Raw genomic sequence first — 14,935 nt, 5'->3', positions numbered from 1 at the left:
TTCACTATTAACATAATAAATCTTACCGGATGCAAAGTTGTAGCCGCAAAGCTGGCTGGTCTCCGGAACAGATCACGGAGCGTATACGCTTGGAACGTCATCCGATCCGTGTATCCCATGAGACAATCTACCGTTTTGCCTATATCAAGGATGGCCGTGACGAGCAGTTCGACCGGTATCTCCCCGAAAGCCGCAGACCGCGCAAAAACCAGCGGCACAACCACACGCAGATATTTGTGACACCCCAAGCCTGTCACGTATGCCAGAGAAATCTGTGTGGTGTGTAGGGCCGACTGAGCACCTAAAAAATCGCGGCATGGCAGGATAAGGTGACTGCGTTACAAATTTGTATTTTTGCAACTCTGCATTTTAGAAATAATAGCTAAGGCTGTCGATTTTCCCACATATCCAAATGAGGCCTCGGAACATAATTCCGACCACAAAAAAGAACGGCGGCAAGTTTGCCGCCACTCGAAACTTAAGTTTTGGGCAATCAGGCTGCTTGCTGCTTACGCCGACGCATAAAGCCGAGACCCGCCAAGCCACCAATCAGCAGAAGACCGGTTGCTGGGAGCGGTACGGGAGCGGGGGCAACCTCAACGCTCTTGATGATGAAGTTATCGTCCGATACGCAGAAGATATGGTATTTGCATGTATGTCCATCCGCCAGAACGGTAAAGGCCCTCGCAATCACGCCACCGAAATGGAATGAATTTTGGGTATTCTCATCAGCGGCGATCGTGTGACCCACATAAATATCCCAGTCGTCTTTGTCATCAACATGTGAGAAGGTCACCGAAACAAAACGCACCGCCTTGTTAAAGGCGAATGTCAGCCATTCATCAAACAGGCCATCCAGAGTGGATGTGTCATCCCATTTCGTGCGCACTCCAATACCATTACGGAACTGAGAAATTCTGGGGTTGTGGGCAAGTGAACCCGCTGTGACTGTGCCCGAAACACCGTCCACGTTGAATGTGCCTTTGGCACCCGAAATGTGAAGATCACCACCGTTCATGAGGTTGATAGTGGCGGCATGCGCGCCCATGGCCATCATCAGTATGACGAAAGCTATCGCGAGAATTCGGTGCATTTTAACCCCTAGCAACATTTAAAACGTTAAATTCCTTTCATTCATCTTAGCAGAAATAACACATTCCAAAAAGTGAAAGGTTGCCCATCGACACACAATAACCTCATTTCAGAGAGGCTTACCTATAAGATTAAGGATTCATTAAGATGTTATGACTGCTCTTTTTAAAGATTTGTGAACAATTTAAGGAGAAATGTGCCATTGTTCACATTTGAGAGAGGGTTTCGGAGCACCCGATTCTCAATCGTGGGGATACAAATGTTGCGTAAAGCCCACCTACTTGTTGTCTACCCCACCCGCTTTTTGATCCAGCCTAGAAACGCCTTGTCCGGGCTGCGCAGCGCCTTGCGACCGGAGCTGGCCCAAAATCCCTGCCATTCGGCCTCCAGCGCGTAGACATCCCAGCCAGGCGCCAAAGCGCGCGCGGCTTCAAGGGTTTCGGGTTTCAGGGGCAGGCCGTCGCCTGTCTCGATTACCACAGCGCGACGCGACACGCGGATGATGTCGCCCGGCTCTTCGGTCAACACGTAATCCGGCAGATGATCGGCGGCGATCATGTCGCGCAGCATCTTGCGGAACACCCGGCGCGGAGAAGCCGACCCTGATTTTTTGAGCAGCGTCTCGACTGAGACCCGCCAGTCGGGCTGACGACCGCAATGCTTGCGGGCCAGCTCATAGATGCGCCGCTCCAGCGGTTTGCGCAGGCGAAAATAGTCCCGGCTCAGCGTCAGTACTGATTTCGCCAGCACCGCCCGGAACAACCAGTCCGACAGTTTGACCGAGACGCTGACCATCCGCCCTGCCCGTGTGTGGCGCACGATCTCCCAACTTTCGATCAGGCCGAAGCCCGTGGTCGTCTCGACGCCGCCGGTGACCATGTTGGTGGTGATGCGGGTGCCGGCCAGACGCTCGAACGCCTCGCGCAGCCGTTTGTAGCCATCCCCCGACGTTTCGCGGTTGGTGGCCACCAGCAGATCATGCGCCTTCAGATGCAGCACCCGGCTGACCTGTTTCCCGGCATTTATCGCCGCCATCAGCTGGCTGATGCAAAAGATCAGGATGTCCTTGTCATGGATCGTCGCCAACCCTCGCACCGAAGGCGTGACGGTGATTTCCACCCCGTTATGTTCATAGTTCAGGATGCGGCGGTCAGGCCGGGTCGACAGCGAGAACATCGGATGTTCCATCGATCCCATGTCGGTCTTGGGCAGCGCATCGAAAATATCGCAGACGAAGAAATCAGCTGTTGGATACCGGTCCGGCAGCAGCCCCCCTGCCCCGGCAGTTGCATCGCTGCTCATGAAAAATCAATCAGAACTGAAGCGCTCCAGCCCATATTTCTGCCCCTGACCTGCCCGAATCTTTTATCGTGGTTTTATTGACGCTCACCCTAGAGTTATCCACAGGTCGGGTAAAGCATCGGATCGTGGGATCAGAGTCGGTCCAACGTGGGATCAGAATCGCATTATCGTGGGATCAGATTCACCAAGCCCCGGAAAAAGCTCTCAGAATTGTTGGTTTTCAAAGCTTTAAGTGACAGGATCGAAAACCGTAACTAATATATAACTATATTCTAACTAAAAAAAATTTGAGCAGACATTCTGAAGCCCCGATTGAGATGATCACAGGCCATTGATTTTCTTATAAAATTATATCTGAGTATTCAAAGCTCTTCCGTATGCCGTGTTTTATGATACACTGAGAAAAACACAGCACATCGAGCAGAAACAACATGGTCATATCATCGAAAGACAGGCTTCCGCCTTATTTCAATATTGATCCGGATACAGCGCTTTCCGAATTGGGCGAACCTTCTACAACAGCGGGTTTTGCCGCAATCGCCAGTGCTTGCGCACTTGGTCGCGAAGACCTGTCCAGTCGGGGCTTGGAGGATGGCGAAGCGCGGCAGCTTCGTCTGTTTTCAACCTGGGAAATCACCCGCTATCTGATCCCGGTTGCGGCCCCCCACTTCCGGCGGGTGCTACGCGCCAACCCGGGTTTGCCGCAGGGCCGATCCGAAACCGAAGGCGGCGCCAAGTGGTTTACGCTGGACGAGGTGTTGCAGCTGAGAACGCATTTCGCATCGGAAGGATCTAAGGCGAAGGAGTACCGCCCATATCGACCCGAGGGGGTGCCGGCCAAGCTGGTTTCGGTCGCCAATTTCAAAGGCGGCGTGGGCAAGACGTCGACTTGTGCCCATCTGGCCATGTCAGCGGCGCTGGATGGCTACAAAGTGCTTGTGATCGACCTGGATAGTCAGGGCTCGATGACATCCATTTTTGGCGGTAAGGTCACCGACGAATGGCAAACTGTATTCCCCCTGCTGGCCCGTCACTACGCCGCATATCTGCGGCGGGAAAACCAGGGTCGGCTGGATCGCGGAGAAGCCCCCCACCCCATCGACGACACGCTGATGGAGGCATTGGAAACCCGTGCCGATGGTCTGATCCAGAAAACCCACTGGCCCAATATCGACCTAATCGGAGCGCAGCTGAACCTGTACTGGGCCGAATTCCAGATCCCTGTCTGGCGGATGCAGGCGCGCGGCTGGAAACTGTGGGACGCCTTGACCGAGACGCTTGAGGCGGATGGCATCCTTAACGACTATGACCTGATCTTCATCGATACCCCGCCCGCGCTTGGGTATCTGACGATCAATGGCTTGTCGGCGGCGGATATTCTGCTGGTGCCCATGGGGGCCTCGTTTCTGGAATTTGATTCCACGGGTCGGTTCTTCGACATGCTGCATTCCACCTTTCAGTCAATCGAAGAAGGGGAAAACATGGCCGCGCGTGCATTGGGGCGCGAAGAGATGGCCTTTGAATGGGATGCGGTGCGTACGGTGATCACCCGGTATGACGGCACTCAGCAGGCCGAACTGGCGGGGCTGATGCAATCGTATCTGGGTAGCGCTCTGTCGCCCCACCGGCAGGAATTCACGGCGCTGATCGGTCAGGCGGGTGAGCAGGTGAACGGTATCTATGAGGCCGACTACAGGGATTTCAACCGTGAAACCTATGCACGGGGGCGCGAGACCTTTGACGAAACCTATGCGGCCTTCAAACGGCTGGTTGTGGGCGTCTGGCGGCGCGAGGAACTGGCCTCGCAGGCCGAACAGCAGCCGGAACCCGTGCCATGAGACCCCTGCCCTGCCCGTGTAATGTTTCGCACGCGAAACATGTCTGTCTTCCGTCTGGGTCGCTCGGAAGACCGCACGCAGTGGTAACCGAACGGCGTGCAACAGAGTCTATGACAGCCGGACAAGGAGAAACCTGAGATGGCAAAACGCAAACGGCTAACCCCGGCTCGTACCGATTTTCTGCCTGCTGGTGCCACGGGCGCAGCACCCGAGACAAATTCCATGTTTCCATCGGTTCAATCGGCTCCACCGATTGCGCAGGTCGCTGGAGATACGGCCTTACAGGCTGCGGTGGATGATCTGAGCACCGAAATTCGCTCCGCCCGTGCGGAGGGCCGATTGGTGCAGCAGGTGCCTCTGGACGCAATTGAGGAAACCCATCTGGTACGTGACCGCATTCTGGTGGACGGGGATGAGATGGCTGCTCTGGTCGAAAGCCTGCGTGCGCGTGGCCAGCAGACTCCGATCGAAGTGGTGAAACTGGCTGAGGGGCGGTTCGGCCTGATTTCCGGTTGGCGCCGCCTAACCGCGTTGAAGGCCCTTTATTCGGAAACAGGAGAAGAGCGCTTTGCCACTGTACAAACCCTTCTCAGACGGCCTGAGAGCGCCTCGGATGCCTATCTGGCGATGGTCGAGGAAAACGAAATCCGCGTCGGGCTGTCCTATTATGAACGGGCCCGGATTGCGGCCCGCGCGGCCGAGCAGGGGGTCTATACTAATGAGGGTGCCGCCCTGCGCGGCTTGTTCACCTCCGTCAGCCGGGCGAAACGATCCAAGATCGGATCCTTCATTGTCATCTATCACGCATTGGACGACCATCTGCGTTTTGCTGCGGCAATCCCGGAAAGGCTCGGACTGAGCCTGTCGAAGGCATTGAAGGAAGATCCTGCTCTGGGGCCCCGTATTGCCCGGGAACTGGGCAGGGCGCAGCCGGATACAGTTGAGGGCGAGGCAGCGCTGCTGAATCGGCTGTCTCAGGCAAAGAAACAGGCTCTATACAAGGGTTCTAATATGCCAGCCTGTCCAGGTGAAACTATTGGATCCGTCACTCTGACCCGTTCTACCAATGGTAAATCCCTGATACTGACTGGGATGACCGATGATCTGCACACACGGCTGAAAGCGTGGCTGGCCGATCAGCTCTGAAGTGTTTCGCGCGCGAAACATCACGGTTCAGGAGCTTGCGTTGTATCGTAGGGCTGGCCATAACTCTGAGAATGTATGATCCGTTTTAAGTTTTAGTTTGTGGAAGAGTTTCGTGTCAGCACCTGTGCCCAAAGTTTCCATTATAGTTATCAGCTACAACACCTGCGAAATGACGCTGGAGTGTCTGCGTTCGGTTCAGGCTGAAACCCGATTGTCTTATGAACTGCTCGTGGTGGACAACACTTCAACCGATGGGTCCGCTGAGGCGATCGCCCGCGAGTTTCCCAATATCACTCTTCTGGCTGAGGGGGAAAATCATGGTTTTGCCAAGGCCAATAATATCGCCGCCGAGCGGGCCCTAGGGGAATATATCCTGCTGCTCAATCCGGATACCGTGGTTCTGGACGCGGCCATAGACAAACTGGTCGCCTTTGCCCAGACCCGGCCTGACGCCCGCGTTTGGGGCGGGCGTACGCTATACGGCAACCGCAGCCTCAACCCCACCTCCTGTTGGCGCCGGATGAACCTGTGGAATATCTCTTGCCGTACCTTCGGGCTGACCGGTATTTTCCCGAACAGTCCGGTTTTTAACTCCGAGGCCTATGGCGGGTGGGACCGTGGCGCCGAACGCCAGGTGGATATCGTTACGGGCTGCTTTCTGTTGATCCGGCGGGAAGACTGGCAGTCGCTGGGTGGGTTTGATCTGACATTTTTCATGTACGGCGAAGAGGCCGATCTATGTCTGCGGGCGACCCAAACCCTCGGGGCCGCACCGCGCATGACCCCTGATGCTGTGATTGTGCACTATGGCGGAGCTTCCGAGAAGGTCCGTAGCGACAAGATGGTGCGTCTTTTGCAGGCCAAGAACGAACTGATAAACCGCCATATTCCCGGTTGGCAAAGACCACTAGCGAAGGTGCTGTTTGGGTTCTGGCCTCTGACCCGGCGGTTGGCTTTCTCCGTGCTGCGTCCGGGTGGAGACAATGCGCAGGTGTGGTCCGAAATATGGAAGCGCCGCCAGGAATGGCGTCGCGGATTTTCGGGGTAGTGGCTCTATTGTGATTTGGTGTTACTCGAATAACTTGCGCTGCGGTACAACTATCACGTCGCCCGGGGCCAGAACCGTGCTGCCCGAGATGCCGCCGCCATTTGTGCGATAATTGTACAAAAAGACCTGATCACCCCGGCGCAGCTGGATACGTTTGTCCGCTGCGAAACGGGTCAGCCCGCCAGCCTGGGCGATTGCATGCAGAATTGTGGTGCTGGGGGTAGCTTGCAGTTTTCCCGGATTGGCGATCTCGCCTGTGACGTAGACTTCCTTTGTGGCCGGGATGGCGGCGGCTGCAGGCGGTGGTACAGCAACGGCACCAACCGAGACGAATACGGTCGGAGGAGCGGCAAAATTGGATGCCAGTGCACTTGTCAGATCAGTTTTAACCTGATCGACAGTACGTCCGCCGGCGGAAATACTGCCTGCAAGCGGAAAGCTGATCGATCCGTCGGGCAAGACCAGCGTGTTGCGGTTGAGGCTGGTGTCTTCCAGCACTTCAATATTGAGCGAATCGCCCGATTTGATCCGGTAATTGCTTTGCGCCTGCGCTGAGACTGCAAGGAGCATTATGGTAAAAAATCCGAACAGAACCCTGAACATAGCTGGTCCTCATAAATGCTTAAGTTGAGAGAGCAGGTTAGCGTGTATCCACGCAGTCCGTAAGACCTGGCAGAGTCGTGGTCCGCAGGTTGTGACCGGAATGCCCCTTGGAATTCAATTATCTGCGCTGTTTGTCGGGACTGTTTCCAATTCCGATGTCAAACCTGCGATCGCAGCCGTCACGGTTTCCAGCAGCGGGGCAGGGGGATCCAGTTCGATGGCGGCTTGGAACGCTTCCAGAGCTTCGGCGTTCTGGTTCAGCGCGGCATAGGTGGCTCCCAGATGGTATTGCACCATCGGGTCGCCAGACAGATTTTGTGCCGCCGGTTTCAGATGAATCAGAGCATCGTCGAAATCGCCCCGGCGATAGGCAATCCAGCCATAGGTGTCCTGAAAAGCAGGTATGTCTGTACCGCGAAGACGGCGTGCTATGGTAAATGCGCGCTCCAAGCTTTCTGCGTCGTCCCTATATGAAGCCAGAAGGCTTGCCAGGTTATTGGCAAAAATTGGTATATGGCTGTTTTCGGCGTAGAGTACCTCATACATTCCGATGGCACCGTCAATATCACCGAGTTGTTCCAGTGCTCCGGCTTTGACCCACCGCAGATTAAGGTTGCCGGGCAGGGCTGCCAAGCCTTCAGCCAGGACTTGGGCGGCTGCGTCCGGATTGCCTTGAATGGTTTTCAAACGGTAGAGTGCCAGCCAGACCTGTTCGGTTTCGGGTGCGTCCTCCAAAAGCGCCTGAAAGGCGGCTTCTGCCTCGTCCGGGCGGTTGTGGAGAATCAGGATCGATCCTTTCACGAACCGCAGTGCCGGGTCGTCCGGTGTCTCCTGCAGGGCTTGCTCGACCCGGGTCAGGGCTGTGTTGATTTCACCCTGCCCGATATAGGACCGGATCAGGCCGACCTCGGCCACCTGACCGAAGGTCTGGTCTTGTGAGAGTGTTTCCAGAAAGGACAACAGCGCCTCTTCATTGCCTCGTCCTGCCAGCATCCGCGCCGTGAGGTTGTTCGTGATACCGGCTGTGTCCTCGCCAAAAACGTCCAGTCGGTCGATGACACCCTGAGCCCGGCCCCAGTCTTGCAGATCTACGTACAGTGTCCCGAGGGTCGCCAGCAGCTCGATATTGTCCGGTCGCGCCCGCAACGCATCGGTCAGTACGGATTCTGCATTCAGACCCTGTTCGTTGCTGGCCAGAAATGTCGCATACCGCATGGATTCCTCGGGCGCGGCACCGGAAGCTTCGACCGCCAGTGACAGCATCTCGGCCATCAGGTCACGGTTGCCGTCGCGCTCGTGAGCGCTGGCCAAAAGTGTCATCAATTGTGCGTCGCGCGGGCTTTCCCCAAGGGCGGCGCGCAGCAGTGCGATGGCCTCACCGGTGCGGTCATCCTCTATGAGCCAGCGGGCCTTGAGTTTTGCGGCCCCCACATGACGCGCATCCGAGGTTATAACCTCTTCAACCAATGCTTTTGCCTGTTCAGTGCGATCAGTAGCGTTCAGCATGCGGGCCAGTGTGGTTTTGATATTGTTGGTCTCTGCTGAGGGCTCGGCCTTGACAAGGACATCCCGTAGTTCGGCGATAGCGGCCTCGGCATTTCCGTTTTCGTAGGCGAAAACGGCCCGTAGTGACCGGTAGGCGGTGTCATGAGGACCGGTGGTCGCCAAGGCCGCATCCAGCTCGGTCAGGGCGGCCTCGGGGCTGCGATACTCATTGAGGAACCGGATCAGCCGGATGCGGTTGTCGGGAGTCTCTGCATCCGGGTCGACTTCGGCTCGCAGGTAAGCTTCGGCGGCCTCGAAATTCTCGTTTGTCAGATACCAGTTCAGCAACAGCGAAACGACGTTCGGATCGTCGGGAAACTGCCCGGTCATCTGCAGCATCTGTGATTCGATGCCGGCCATGTCGTCCATCTCGTTCAGTACTGCCAGACGCATTGTATAGAGGGGTGTGAAGTCTGGAGATGTTTGTAACGCCGCGTCCAGCGCGTCCAGCGCAGCAGGCCAGTCCTGACCCTGGATCAGTTTGTCAATCACGACCTGATGCGCGCCGATCAGATCCGGGTTCTCGGCCAAAAGCGACCGCGCGGTTTCAAAGGCGGTCGTTTGCGCGGCACTGTCCCTATCACTTGTAGCATCGCGATAATTCAGCACCGCCAGCATAGATCGGGCCCGCGGGTCTTCTGGAGCGATTTCAGCAGCGGCGCGCCCATGACGTTCAACCTCTTCCCAATCGCCGCTTTCTAACGCCATCTCTGCCAAGGCTTGTCGACCTTCCAGATTGTCCGGGTATTGTTCGACCAACCGCAGATACTGACCATATGCTTCGGGGATAGCACCAAGTTCACGCTGCATCTGGGCAAAAGTCAGACGGGCTTCTTTATGTGTGCCATTCAGCTTGAAAACATTGCGAAACTCGATTTTGGCTCGTTCGAAATCGCCGTTTTCCAGATGCTCCAGTGCGGTTTGAAAGTGTTTTTCAGCCCGTTCTTCCGCCGTATCACAGGCGGCCAGAAGACCGAGCCCGAGGATAAGGGCAAACCTCAGTAAGCTGTTTTGCAGCATGCTATTGATCTTCCAGCCCCAGATGCAGGAACCATGCGTTGTCGGTTCGTGTCAGTAACCCGAACAGCGTAGAACAACGCCCACAGTTTTTACAAGAATCGACAGGTCAGTTTTGAATGTCAGACTGTCATAATAGTTTTTGTCAAACCGAGCCCGCGCGGCAAAAGTTGTCTCGTTGCGATCAGAAACCTGCCACGACCCGGTAATGCCCGGGCGCATGGCGTAATAGACCTTTCCGGGATACAGGGGCTTCTGATCTTCCATCATGGGGCGGGGGCCGACGATGGACATATCTCCGCGCAGGACGTTCCACAGTTGAGGCAATTCGTCGAGGGACGATCTGCGCAGGAATTTCCCGATCGGTGTGATGCGGGGGTCATTCTTCAGTTTCTGTGTGCTGTTCCATTCGGCCCGGGCTTTGGGATCAGCAGCCAGATGAGCCTCCAGCCTCTCTTTAGCATTGGGTTCCATGGTGCGGATTTTCAGCATTTCAAAGATTGTGCCATCTTTGCCGATCCGACGCTGGCGAAAAAACGGCGACCTCCCGGTCATCACGATAATAAGCGCGAAGACGGTCACTAAAGGCACAGCAAACGGTGCCACCAGGACAACCAAAACAACGTCAAACAAACGCTTGATGCGATCCCGATAGAATCTTGAAGGCTGTGTCGCGATGCTGTGATGACGAAGCCGCTCGGCGGACGCCGTTTCGGCCGCAGCGAATTCTTTTACATGAGATGTCATAAACAAAATAACCCCAAACACTTACAACAGTCTGCTCAGACCTCGTTGTCACTATTAAATTCGCGCCTAAAACTGGCGCATAACACAAATGGGCGATGGTTCTTTGTAATTTCCCCCACCAAAAGTTTAACAGCTTTAATTTTGTTTTTGCATAAAAATTGAATGACAGAGGTCAGGAAGTTTTTAAGTGGTTATATTTCAATGATTTTCACGTTGAGTAAAGTTTAGGCAGTGCTCCATTCCATGCATGGGCAATCACAGATGTTTCCGTTTTGGGCCCATTGTTCGGGATTGATCAACATTCCAGTCATCATGCCGAACACTTGTGAGAAAGGTTGGAAGACCAATGCACTGAGGTGCCGTACACTGAAAAACGATTGACTTTGGACATGCATCTGTAGGTTTTCGACGACGATGGCATATGGGTGTGCATGCTTCGTTAGGCTCTGTTCCTGATGATTTTTTCTCTCGCTGGCGGCGCCAAACGCAGCTTCATCCAGTGTGTCTAGATACTCACGCACGGCGCGGGGCGCATCTGCCGGATCGATGCCCGCCGCTGACCAAATCTTCAGCGATGCAGTGGGCGACAGTTGTCTCGAACAGATGCCGCAACAATTCGCTCTCACGGAACCGGCCATGCCGGTTCTTGGAAAACCGTTCTCTGATTGCGGGGATGTCAACGGAAGTCGGCATTGTCGCTGCGGGGCACTGTTCTCTCCGAGGTCGACTTGTGTCGCCTCATAATGGCTTCCGGGGGCTGAACGTCTCCATATGTCGAATGCGGGGTATGCTTTGCCCCATGTTCTCGAACGAGATCGATCTGCCTTCCGTCCCGCAGGGACTTCGCGTCCAACCGTTTCCGGCGGATATCTAGATCAGGTAGCGGCCTCCTTGGTCCAATGGAATTCTTCTCCGGTTTTCCAGAGTGTCAACATGAGCACGGCGAGTTTCCGGGCGGTCGCCACAGCGGCCTTTTTGAAACCGCGCCTCGCGGCGAGCCGGACAGCCCAGGACTTCAAAGGCGAATATCGCTTCACACGACTGATCAATGTACTGGCCGCCTCGTACAGCAGACGACGCATGGCGGCATCGCCTCGCTTGGATATGCGGCCAGAATAGTCGACCTCACCGGACTGATATCGCCTCGGCGTTAAGCCCAGGAACGCTCCTACATTTGTTGTTTTAGGAAATCGCTCTGCGTTCTCGATCAGCGCCAGAAAGCTCAAGGCGACAACCGGGCCTACGCCTGGGATCGTCATCAATCTACGCGACAGGTCATGGCGTTTGGCAATCGCGGCAATCTCATCCTCAAGCGCAGCCGCCGCTGAACACACTGCCTCGTGCGAGGGGAGTACATGATCGATGATGACGGCTAGCGCCGGATCGGATTGCCGCGCAACTGACAGCTGATCTCTGAACCGCTGTCGCTGCCGCCCATTGCCGATTGCGGTCAGGCGAATGCCAAATGTCTTCAGGATCCCCCGCATATGAGCCTCAATCTCCATTCTGAGACGCACAAAGCGATCCCGAGCCCCAATGATTGTACGAAGACGGTCCGCATCTACGCTGCGGACGTGAACGGCGGTAAACCAGCCGATCCTGGCCAATTGAGCTAATCCTTCCGCGTCCGAACGATCAGATTTGTTTAGCTTGGCTGATAAAACCTTGTGGGCTGACCTCGCATCAATGCAAATCGCAGGCAGCCCCAAATCTTCAAGTTGCCGCTGAAGCCAGATCGATATCTGTCCGCTTTCATGCACGATCCTCTGCGGCGCCACCTCTTGCTTTTCCAAGGCATCCCGGACGGCCAACGGACAAAAGGGCAAGCTTCTACGCAAGACGACACGCCCCTCTTCATCGACAACACACATGGAAATCTCTTTCAAAGAAACATCCAAACCAGCAAAGTACTTCATGGTCGTTCTCCTCACGGCATTTATCCATGAGGCCAACATACCGGACCTCGCTCGCCACCGGAGAGCGGCCGCCGCAATCACATCATGTCGAATGATCAGGCATGCAGTCAGCCAGATATCCCTAAAATGGAAACAATGATGTTTATGGTGTGATTTTGTGCAGCGTATTGTGCCGGAATGCGGCAGTATGAACAAGTTCATTGTCACTTTCTGACATAATTAATATGGTCAAGCGATACGAGATGCGAAGCGTGTTTTGGCTACCGTTCAATCTCGTTTAACGAGTAAGTCGTGTGAGGGGTTATGAAAGTCTTTCTGCAGAAAGTTGCCGTGGCGGCGACAGCTGTCACAATCGCAGTTGCTGTTCCGGCAACGGCAGCAACATTAAATCTCAATGGACCTGCCGCTGGAGGTTATAAAAAGGTCAAGGTGACCGCTCCAAGCATTGGCTATCATGATACCCGCGTTAACGCCGGTGCTTATGATATGACCGAAACAACTCCGGCACCAAACAATGTTCTTGGCGATTTCGTTGCGTTCTGCCTAGATTTAGCAGCTTGGATCGGGACTGGAACGGGATATGATTACAAAATCACGAAGACGCCATTCTCGAACAGCGTTGACCTAATTTCTAATGGTGGGCTTCAACGCATCCAGGCGATTTTTGATGCGAATTACAGCCAGTCCGTTGCCGCTGACAACAGGACAACATCGGCTGCTTTCCAGGTAGCTTTGTGGAACGCCGTCTACGATGATGACTGGACCGTCACTGGTGCAGTCGGAGACGGCTTTAATGCCGTAGGTAAATATGGGGGGGTCAATGGTGTGATCACCCAGGCTAACGCTTACCTTGACGCGGCACAGAACTATACTGGTGACAAGAAATGGCGTCTGAGCTTTCTGGAAAGCACTGCGCAGCCATATCGTTACCAGAACCTGGTTGCCGTGGCACCGGTGCCGCTGCCGGCTGCCGGATTCATGCTGCTGGGTGCATTGGCTGGTTTCGGCCTATTGCGTCGACGCAGATCGACCGCCTGATTTCAAGAATTTTTTTGAATTATCAAGGGGCTGCCATAGAGTGGCCTCTTTTTGATGCAATAGTTACTCCTAACGGGAGCGCGGTGTACCGGAAAACTGTTGCGACAAAAGTGGATTTTCGGCACATTTACTCTACTTATGAGGGTGGCGCGCTATCTTTGTAGCTTGGAGTGTTCCGATGGGAATTCTGGTGTTGGCAGTAGTGACAGGTTTTATCGGTGCTGCCATAGCATTCCTCTCGGGTTATGGGGCATTCGCGGTAATGGGTGTATATTGTCTTACCGGGCTGGCCAGCATCCTTTTGGTTGCATTGCCAGTAATATGGCTATGCTCGCTGCGTAAGAGATATACCCAAAACACCTATGGAGAGTTAAACTCCGAAGTATAAATCCAGAGTTTGAAATGAAGTAGTTTTGGTATGCTCATTGGTTTGTTGTCGTACAGTGAACGAAGGTGTGCCTTGCTGTAAATTGTTTCTGTGTGATTTGGTGCATCTCCTTAAAATTGCCTGAAATTGATGCCACACATAAGTTAACAGGGGTCTGAGCGTGATAAAAAGAGGTAGACGGTTGTATTAATAGCCCTGCCGGGCCATGTCAGTGTGGAGTGTACGCGGTTCTGGTCAGGCTTACCCCGATCATATCGCAAAGGTTTGTTGTGTAGATGGTTTTAAAAGTTTCTGGGTCACCATGACGACGGGTGATCTCTATATCGAACATTTTGGTCTCAGGGAGCGGCCTTTTACATTGTTGCCGGACCCGGGTTTTTTGTATTGGTCCACACAACACAAGCGCGCTTATTCGATCCTTGAATTTGGCATCATCTCTAAAGCTCCGATTACATTGATCACGGGTGAAATCGGATCAGGTAAGACGACGTTGCTACAAAAGCTGATCAGCCAGATCGATGACGATATCACGATCGGATTGGTCTCAAACGCTCAGGGTGGGCGTGGAGAGTTGTTACAATGGGCGCTCAACGCGCTGGACGTGCCAGCCACTCCAAGGGCACCCTACGTACAATTGTTCCAGACATTGGCGAATTTTCTGATTTCCGAATATGCCGAGGGGCGACGGGTTGTCCTGATCTTCGATGAAGCGCAGAACCTGTCGCGAGAGGGGCTGGAAGAAATACGAATGCTGACCAATATCAACTCTAACAAGGACGAATTGATTCAATTAATTCTGGTTGGTCAGCCCGAGTTGCGGGACGTTGTACTGCAGCCAAAGATGCGTCAGATGGCGCAGCGGGTTGCGGCCAGTTTTCATCTTCCTCGCATGGATGCGGAAACGGTTGCTGGCTATATCGAACATCGTTTGAAGGTTGCAGGCGGTACAGGAGAGGAATTTTCGGCCGAGGCCTGTGACCTTATTCATGCGGCGACCGAAGGTGTGCCACGGTTGGTGAACCAGATCTGCGAGTTTGCAATGCTTTATGCATGGAGCGAGGAGCTTCATTTGGTCACCTCGCAGATTGTGAGAAGCGTGCTGGAGGACGAGGTCTGTTTTGGTGCTATTTCTGTATCTGAACCGGAGGAGGCGGGTCAGGTGCTGAAGCTTGGAGCTCATCAAAAAGTGCCGCCGGAGGAAAAAGCAGGATGAGTAGTATTCGGACGCAGATGAACGGAAAACGGGAAAACTGAA

11 protein-coding genes and 2 pseudogenes are annotated in these 14,935 nt (G+C 54.4%); 6 read left to right on the top strand and 7 right to left on the bottom strand.

Features of this window, described 5'->3' with window-relative positions; all coding sequences use genetic code 11:
• Positions 1-38 precede the first annotated feature (38 nt).
• Positions 39-233, top strand: a pseudogene (locus AC2FFH_RS21500) (IS30 family transposase); the annotation flags it as partial.
• Between the two features lie 260 nt (positions 234-493).
• Here AC2FFH_RS21500 and AC2FFH_RS21495 read toward each other — a convergent pair.
• Complete coding sequence (locus tag AC2FFH_RS21495) at positions 494-1,048, bottom strand: VPLPA-CTERM sorting domain-containing protein (RefSeq protein ID WP_496845282.1); 555 nt, start codon at positions 1,046-1,048, stop codon at positions 494-496.
• 332 nt (positions 1,049-1,380) lie between these two features.
• Entirely contained in the window at positions 1,381-2,394 is a 1,014-nt protein-coding gene (locus AC2FFH_RS21490) for a replication initiator protein A (RefSeq protein ID WP_496770306.1), read from the bottom strand.
• Positions 2,395-2,825: 431 nt separating this feature from the next.
• Here AC2FFH_RS21490 and AC2FFH_RS21485 point away from each other — a divergent pair, with 431 nt between their 5' ends.
• The 3 genes from AC2FFH_RS21485 to AC2FFH_RS21475 all read left to right on the top strand — a co-directional run bounded on the left by AC2FFH_RS21485 (position 2,826) and on the right by AC2FFH_RS21475 (position 6,426).
• Positions 2,826-4,232: an AAA family ATPase gene (locus tag AC2FFH_RS21485; RefSeq protein WP_496845281.1), complete on the top strand. Its 1,407-nt coding sequence runs from the start codon at positions 2,826-2,828 to the stop codon at positions 4,230-4,232.
• 138 nt (positions 4,233-4,370) lie between these two features.
• Positions 4,371-5,378 (top strand): ParB/RepB/Spo0J family partition protein, encoded by a 1,008-nt coding sequence (locus AC2FFH_RS21480; protein ID WP_496845280.1) that lies wholly within the window; start codon positions 4,371-4,373, stop codon positions 5,376-5,378.
• A 169-nt stretch (positions 5,379-5,547) separates the two neighbouring features.
• Entirely contained in the window at positions 5,548-6,426 is an 879-nt protein-coding gene (locus tag AC2FFH_RS21475; RefSeq protein WP_496845279.1) for a glycosyltransferase family 2 protein, read from the top strand.
• A 21-nt stretch (positions 6,427-6,447) separates the two neighbouring features.
• On the opposite strand, the gene AC2FFH_RS21470 is transcribed toward AC2FFH_RS21475, so the two are convergent.
• From AC2FFH_RS21470 to AC2FFH_RS21450, 5 genes and pseudogenes are all read right to left on the bottom strand, one after another.
• Positions 6,448-6,996, bottom strand: coding sequence for a polysaccharide biosynthesis/export family protein (locus AC2FFH_RS21470; RefSeq protein ID WP_496770290.1), 549 nt, complete (start codon positions 6,994-6,996; stop codon positions 6,448-6,450).
• Positions 6,997-7,143: 147 nt separating this feature from the next.
• Entirely contained in the window at positions 7,144-9,594 is a 2,451-nt protein-coding gene (locus AC2FFH_RS21465) for a tetratricopeptide repeat protein (protein ID WP_496845278.1), read from the bottom strand.
• Between the two features lie 51 nt (positions 9,595-9,645).
• Positions 9,646-10,338 carry a sugar transferase gene (locus tag AC2FFH_RS21460; protein WP_496770285.1) on the bottom strand — a complete coding sequence of 231 codons (693 nt, stop codon included), beginning with the start codon at positions 10,336-10,338 and terminating at the stop codon, positions 9,646-9,648.
• A 461-nt stretch (positions 10,339-10,799) separates the two neighbouring features.
• Positions 10,800-10,992: pseudogene (locus AC2FFH_RS21455) on the bottom strand (IS5/IS1182 family transposase); the annotation flags it as partial.
• Between the two features lie 221 nt (positions 10,993-11,213).
• Positions 11,214-12,254 (bottom strand): IS110 family RNA-guided transposase, encoded by a 1,041-nt coding sequence (locus tag AC2FFH_RS21450; RefSeq protein ID WP_496770282.1) that lies wholly within the window; start codon positions 12,252-12,254, stop codon positions 11,214-11,216.
• Between the two features lie 303 nt (positions 12,255-12,557).
• Here AC2FFH_RS21450 and AC2FFH_RS21445 point away from each other — a divergent pair, with 303 nt between their 5' ends.
• The gene (locus AC2FFH_RS21445; RefSeq protein WP_496770277.1) at positions 12,558-13,292 is read left to right on the top strand and encodes a VPLPA-CTERM sorting domain-containing protein; all 735 of its coding nucleotides are present in this window, start codon (positions 12,558-12,560) and stop codon (positions 13,290-13,292) included.
• Positions 13,293-13,891: 599 nt separating this feature from the next.
• A complete protein-coding gene (locus tag AC2FFH_RS21440) occupies positions 13,892-14,893 on the top strand; it encodes an ExeA family protein (protein WP_496845277.1) in 1,002 nt (333 codons plus the stop codon).
• Positions 14,894-14,935 lie beyond the last annotated feature (42 nt).

Source organism: Ruegeria sp. YTSC003 (assembly GCF_059609785.1).
This window is presented reverse-complemented; position numbering and strand designations above follow the sequence as displayed.

What these genes read in the sequence shown, in the direction of transcription:
- AC2FFH_RS21495 (WP_496845282.1), bottom strand. Translation starts at nt 1,048, where the DNA reads ATGGGCGCGCATGCCGCCACTATCAACCTCATGAACGGTGGTGATCTT.
- AC2FFH_RS21490 (WP_496770306.1), bottom strand. Translation starts at nt 2,394, where the DNA reads ATGAGCAGCGATGCAACTGCCGGGGCAGGGGGGCTGCTGCCGGACCGG.
- AC2FFH_RS21485 (WP_496845281.1), top strand. Translation starts at nt 2,826, where the DNA reads ATGGTCATATCATCGAAAGACAGGCTTCCGCCTTATTTCAATATTGAT.
- AC2FFH_RS21480 (WP_496845280.1), top strand. Translation starts at nt 4,371, where the DNA reads ATGGCAAAACGCAAACGGCTAACCCCGGCTCGTACCGATTTTCTGCCT.
- AC2FFH_RS21475 (WP_496845279.1), top strand. Translation starts at nt 5,548, where the DNA reads ATGACGCTGGAGTGTCTGCGTTCGGTTCAGGCTGAAACCCGATTGTCT.
- AC2FFH_RS21470 (WP_496770290.1), bottom strand. Translation starts at nt 6,996, where the DNA reads ATGCTCCTTGCAGTCTCAGCGCAGGCGCAAAGCAATTACCGGATCAAA.
- AC2FFH_RS21465 (WP_496845278.1), bottom strand. Translation starts at nt 9,594, where the DNA reads ATGCTGCAAAACAGCTTACTGAGGTTTGCCCTTATCCTCGGGCTCGGT.
- AC2FFH_RS21460 (WP_496770285.1), bottom strand. Translation starts at nt 10,338, where the DNA reads ATGACATCTCATGTAAAAGAATTCGCTGCGGCCGAAACGGCGTCCGCC.
- AC2FFH_RS21450 (WP_496770282.1), bottom strand. Translation starts at nt 12,254, where the DNA reads ATGAAGTACTTTGCTGGTTTGGATGTTTCTTTGAAAGAGATTTCCATG.
- AC2FFH_RS21445 (WP_496770277.1), top strand. Translation starts at nt 12,558, where the DNA reads ATGAAAGTCTTTCTGCAGAAAGTTGCCGTGGCGGCGACAGCTGTCACA.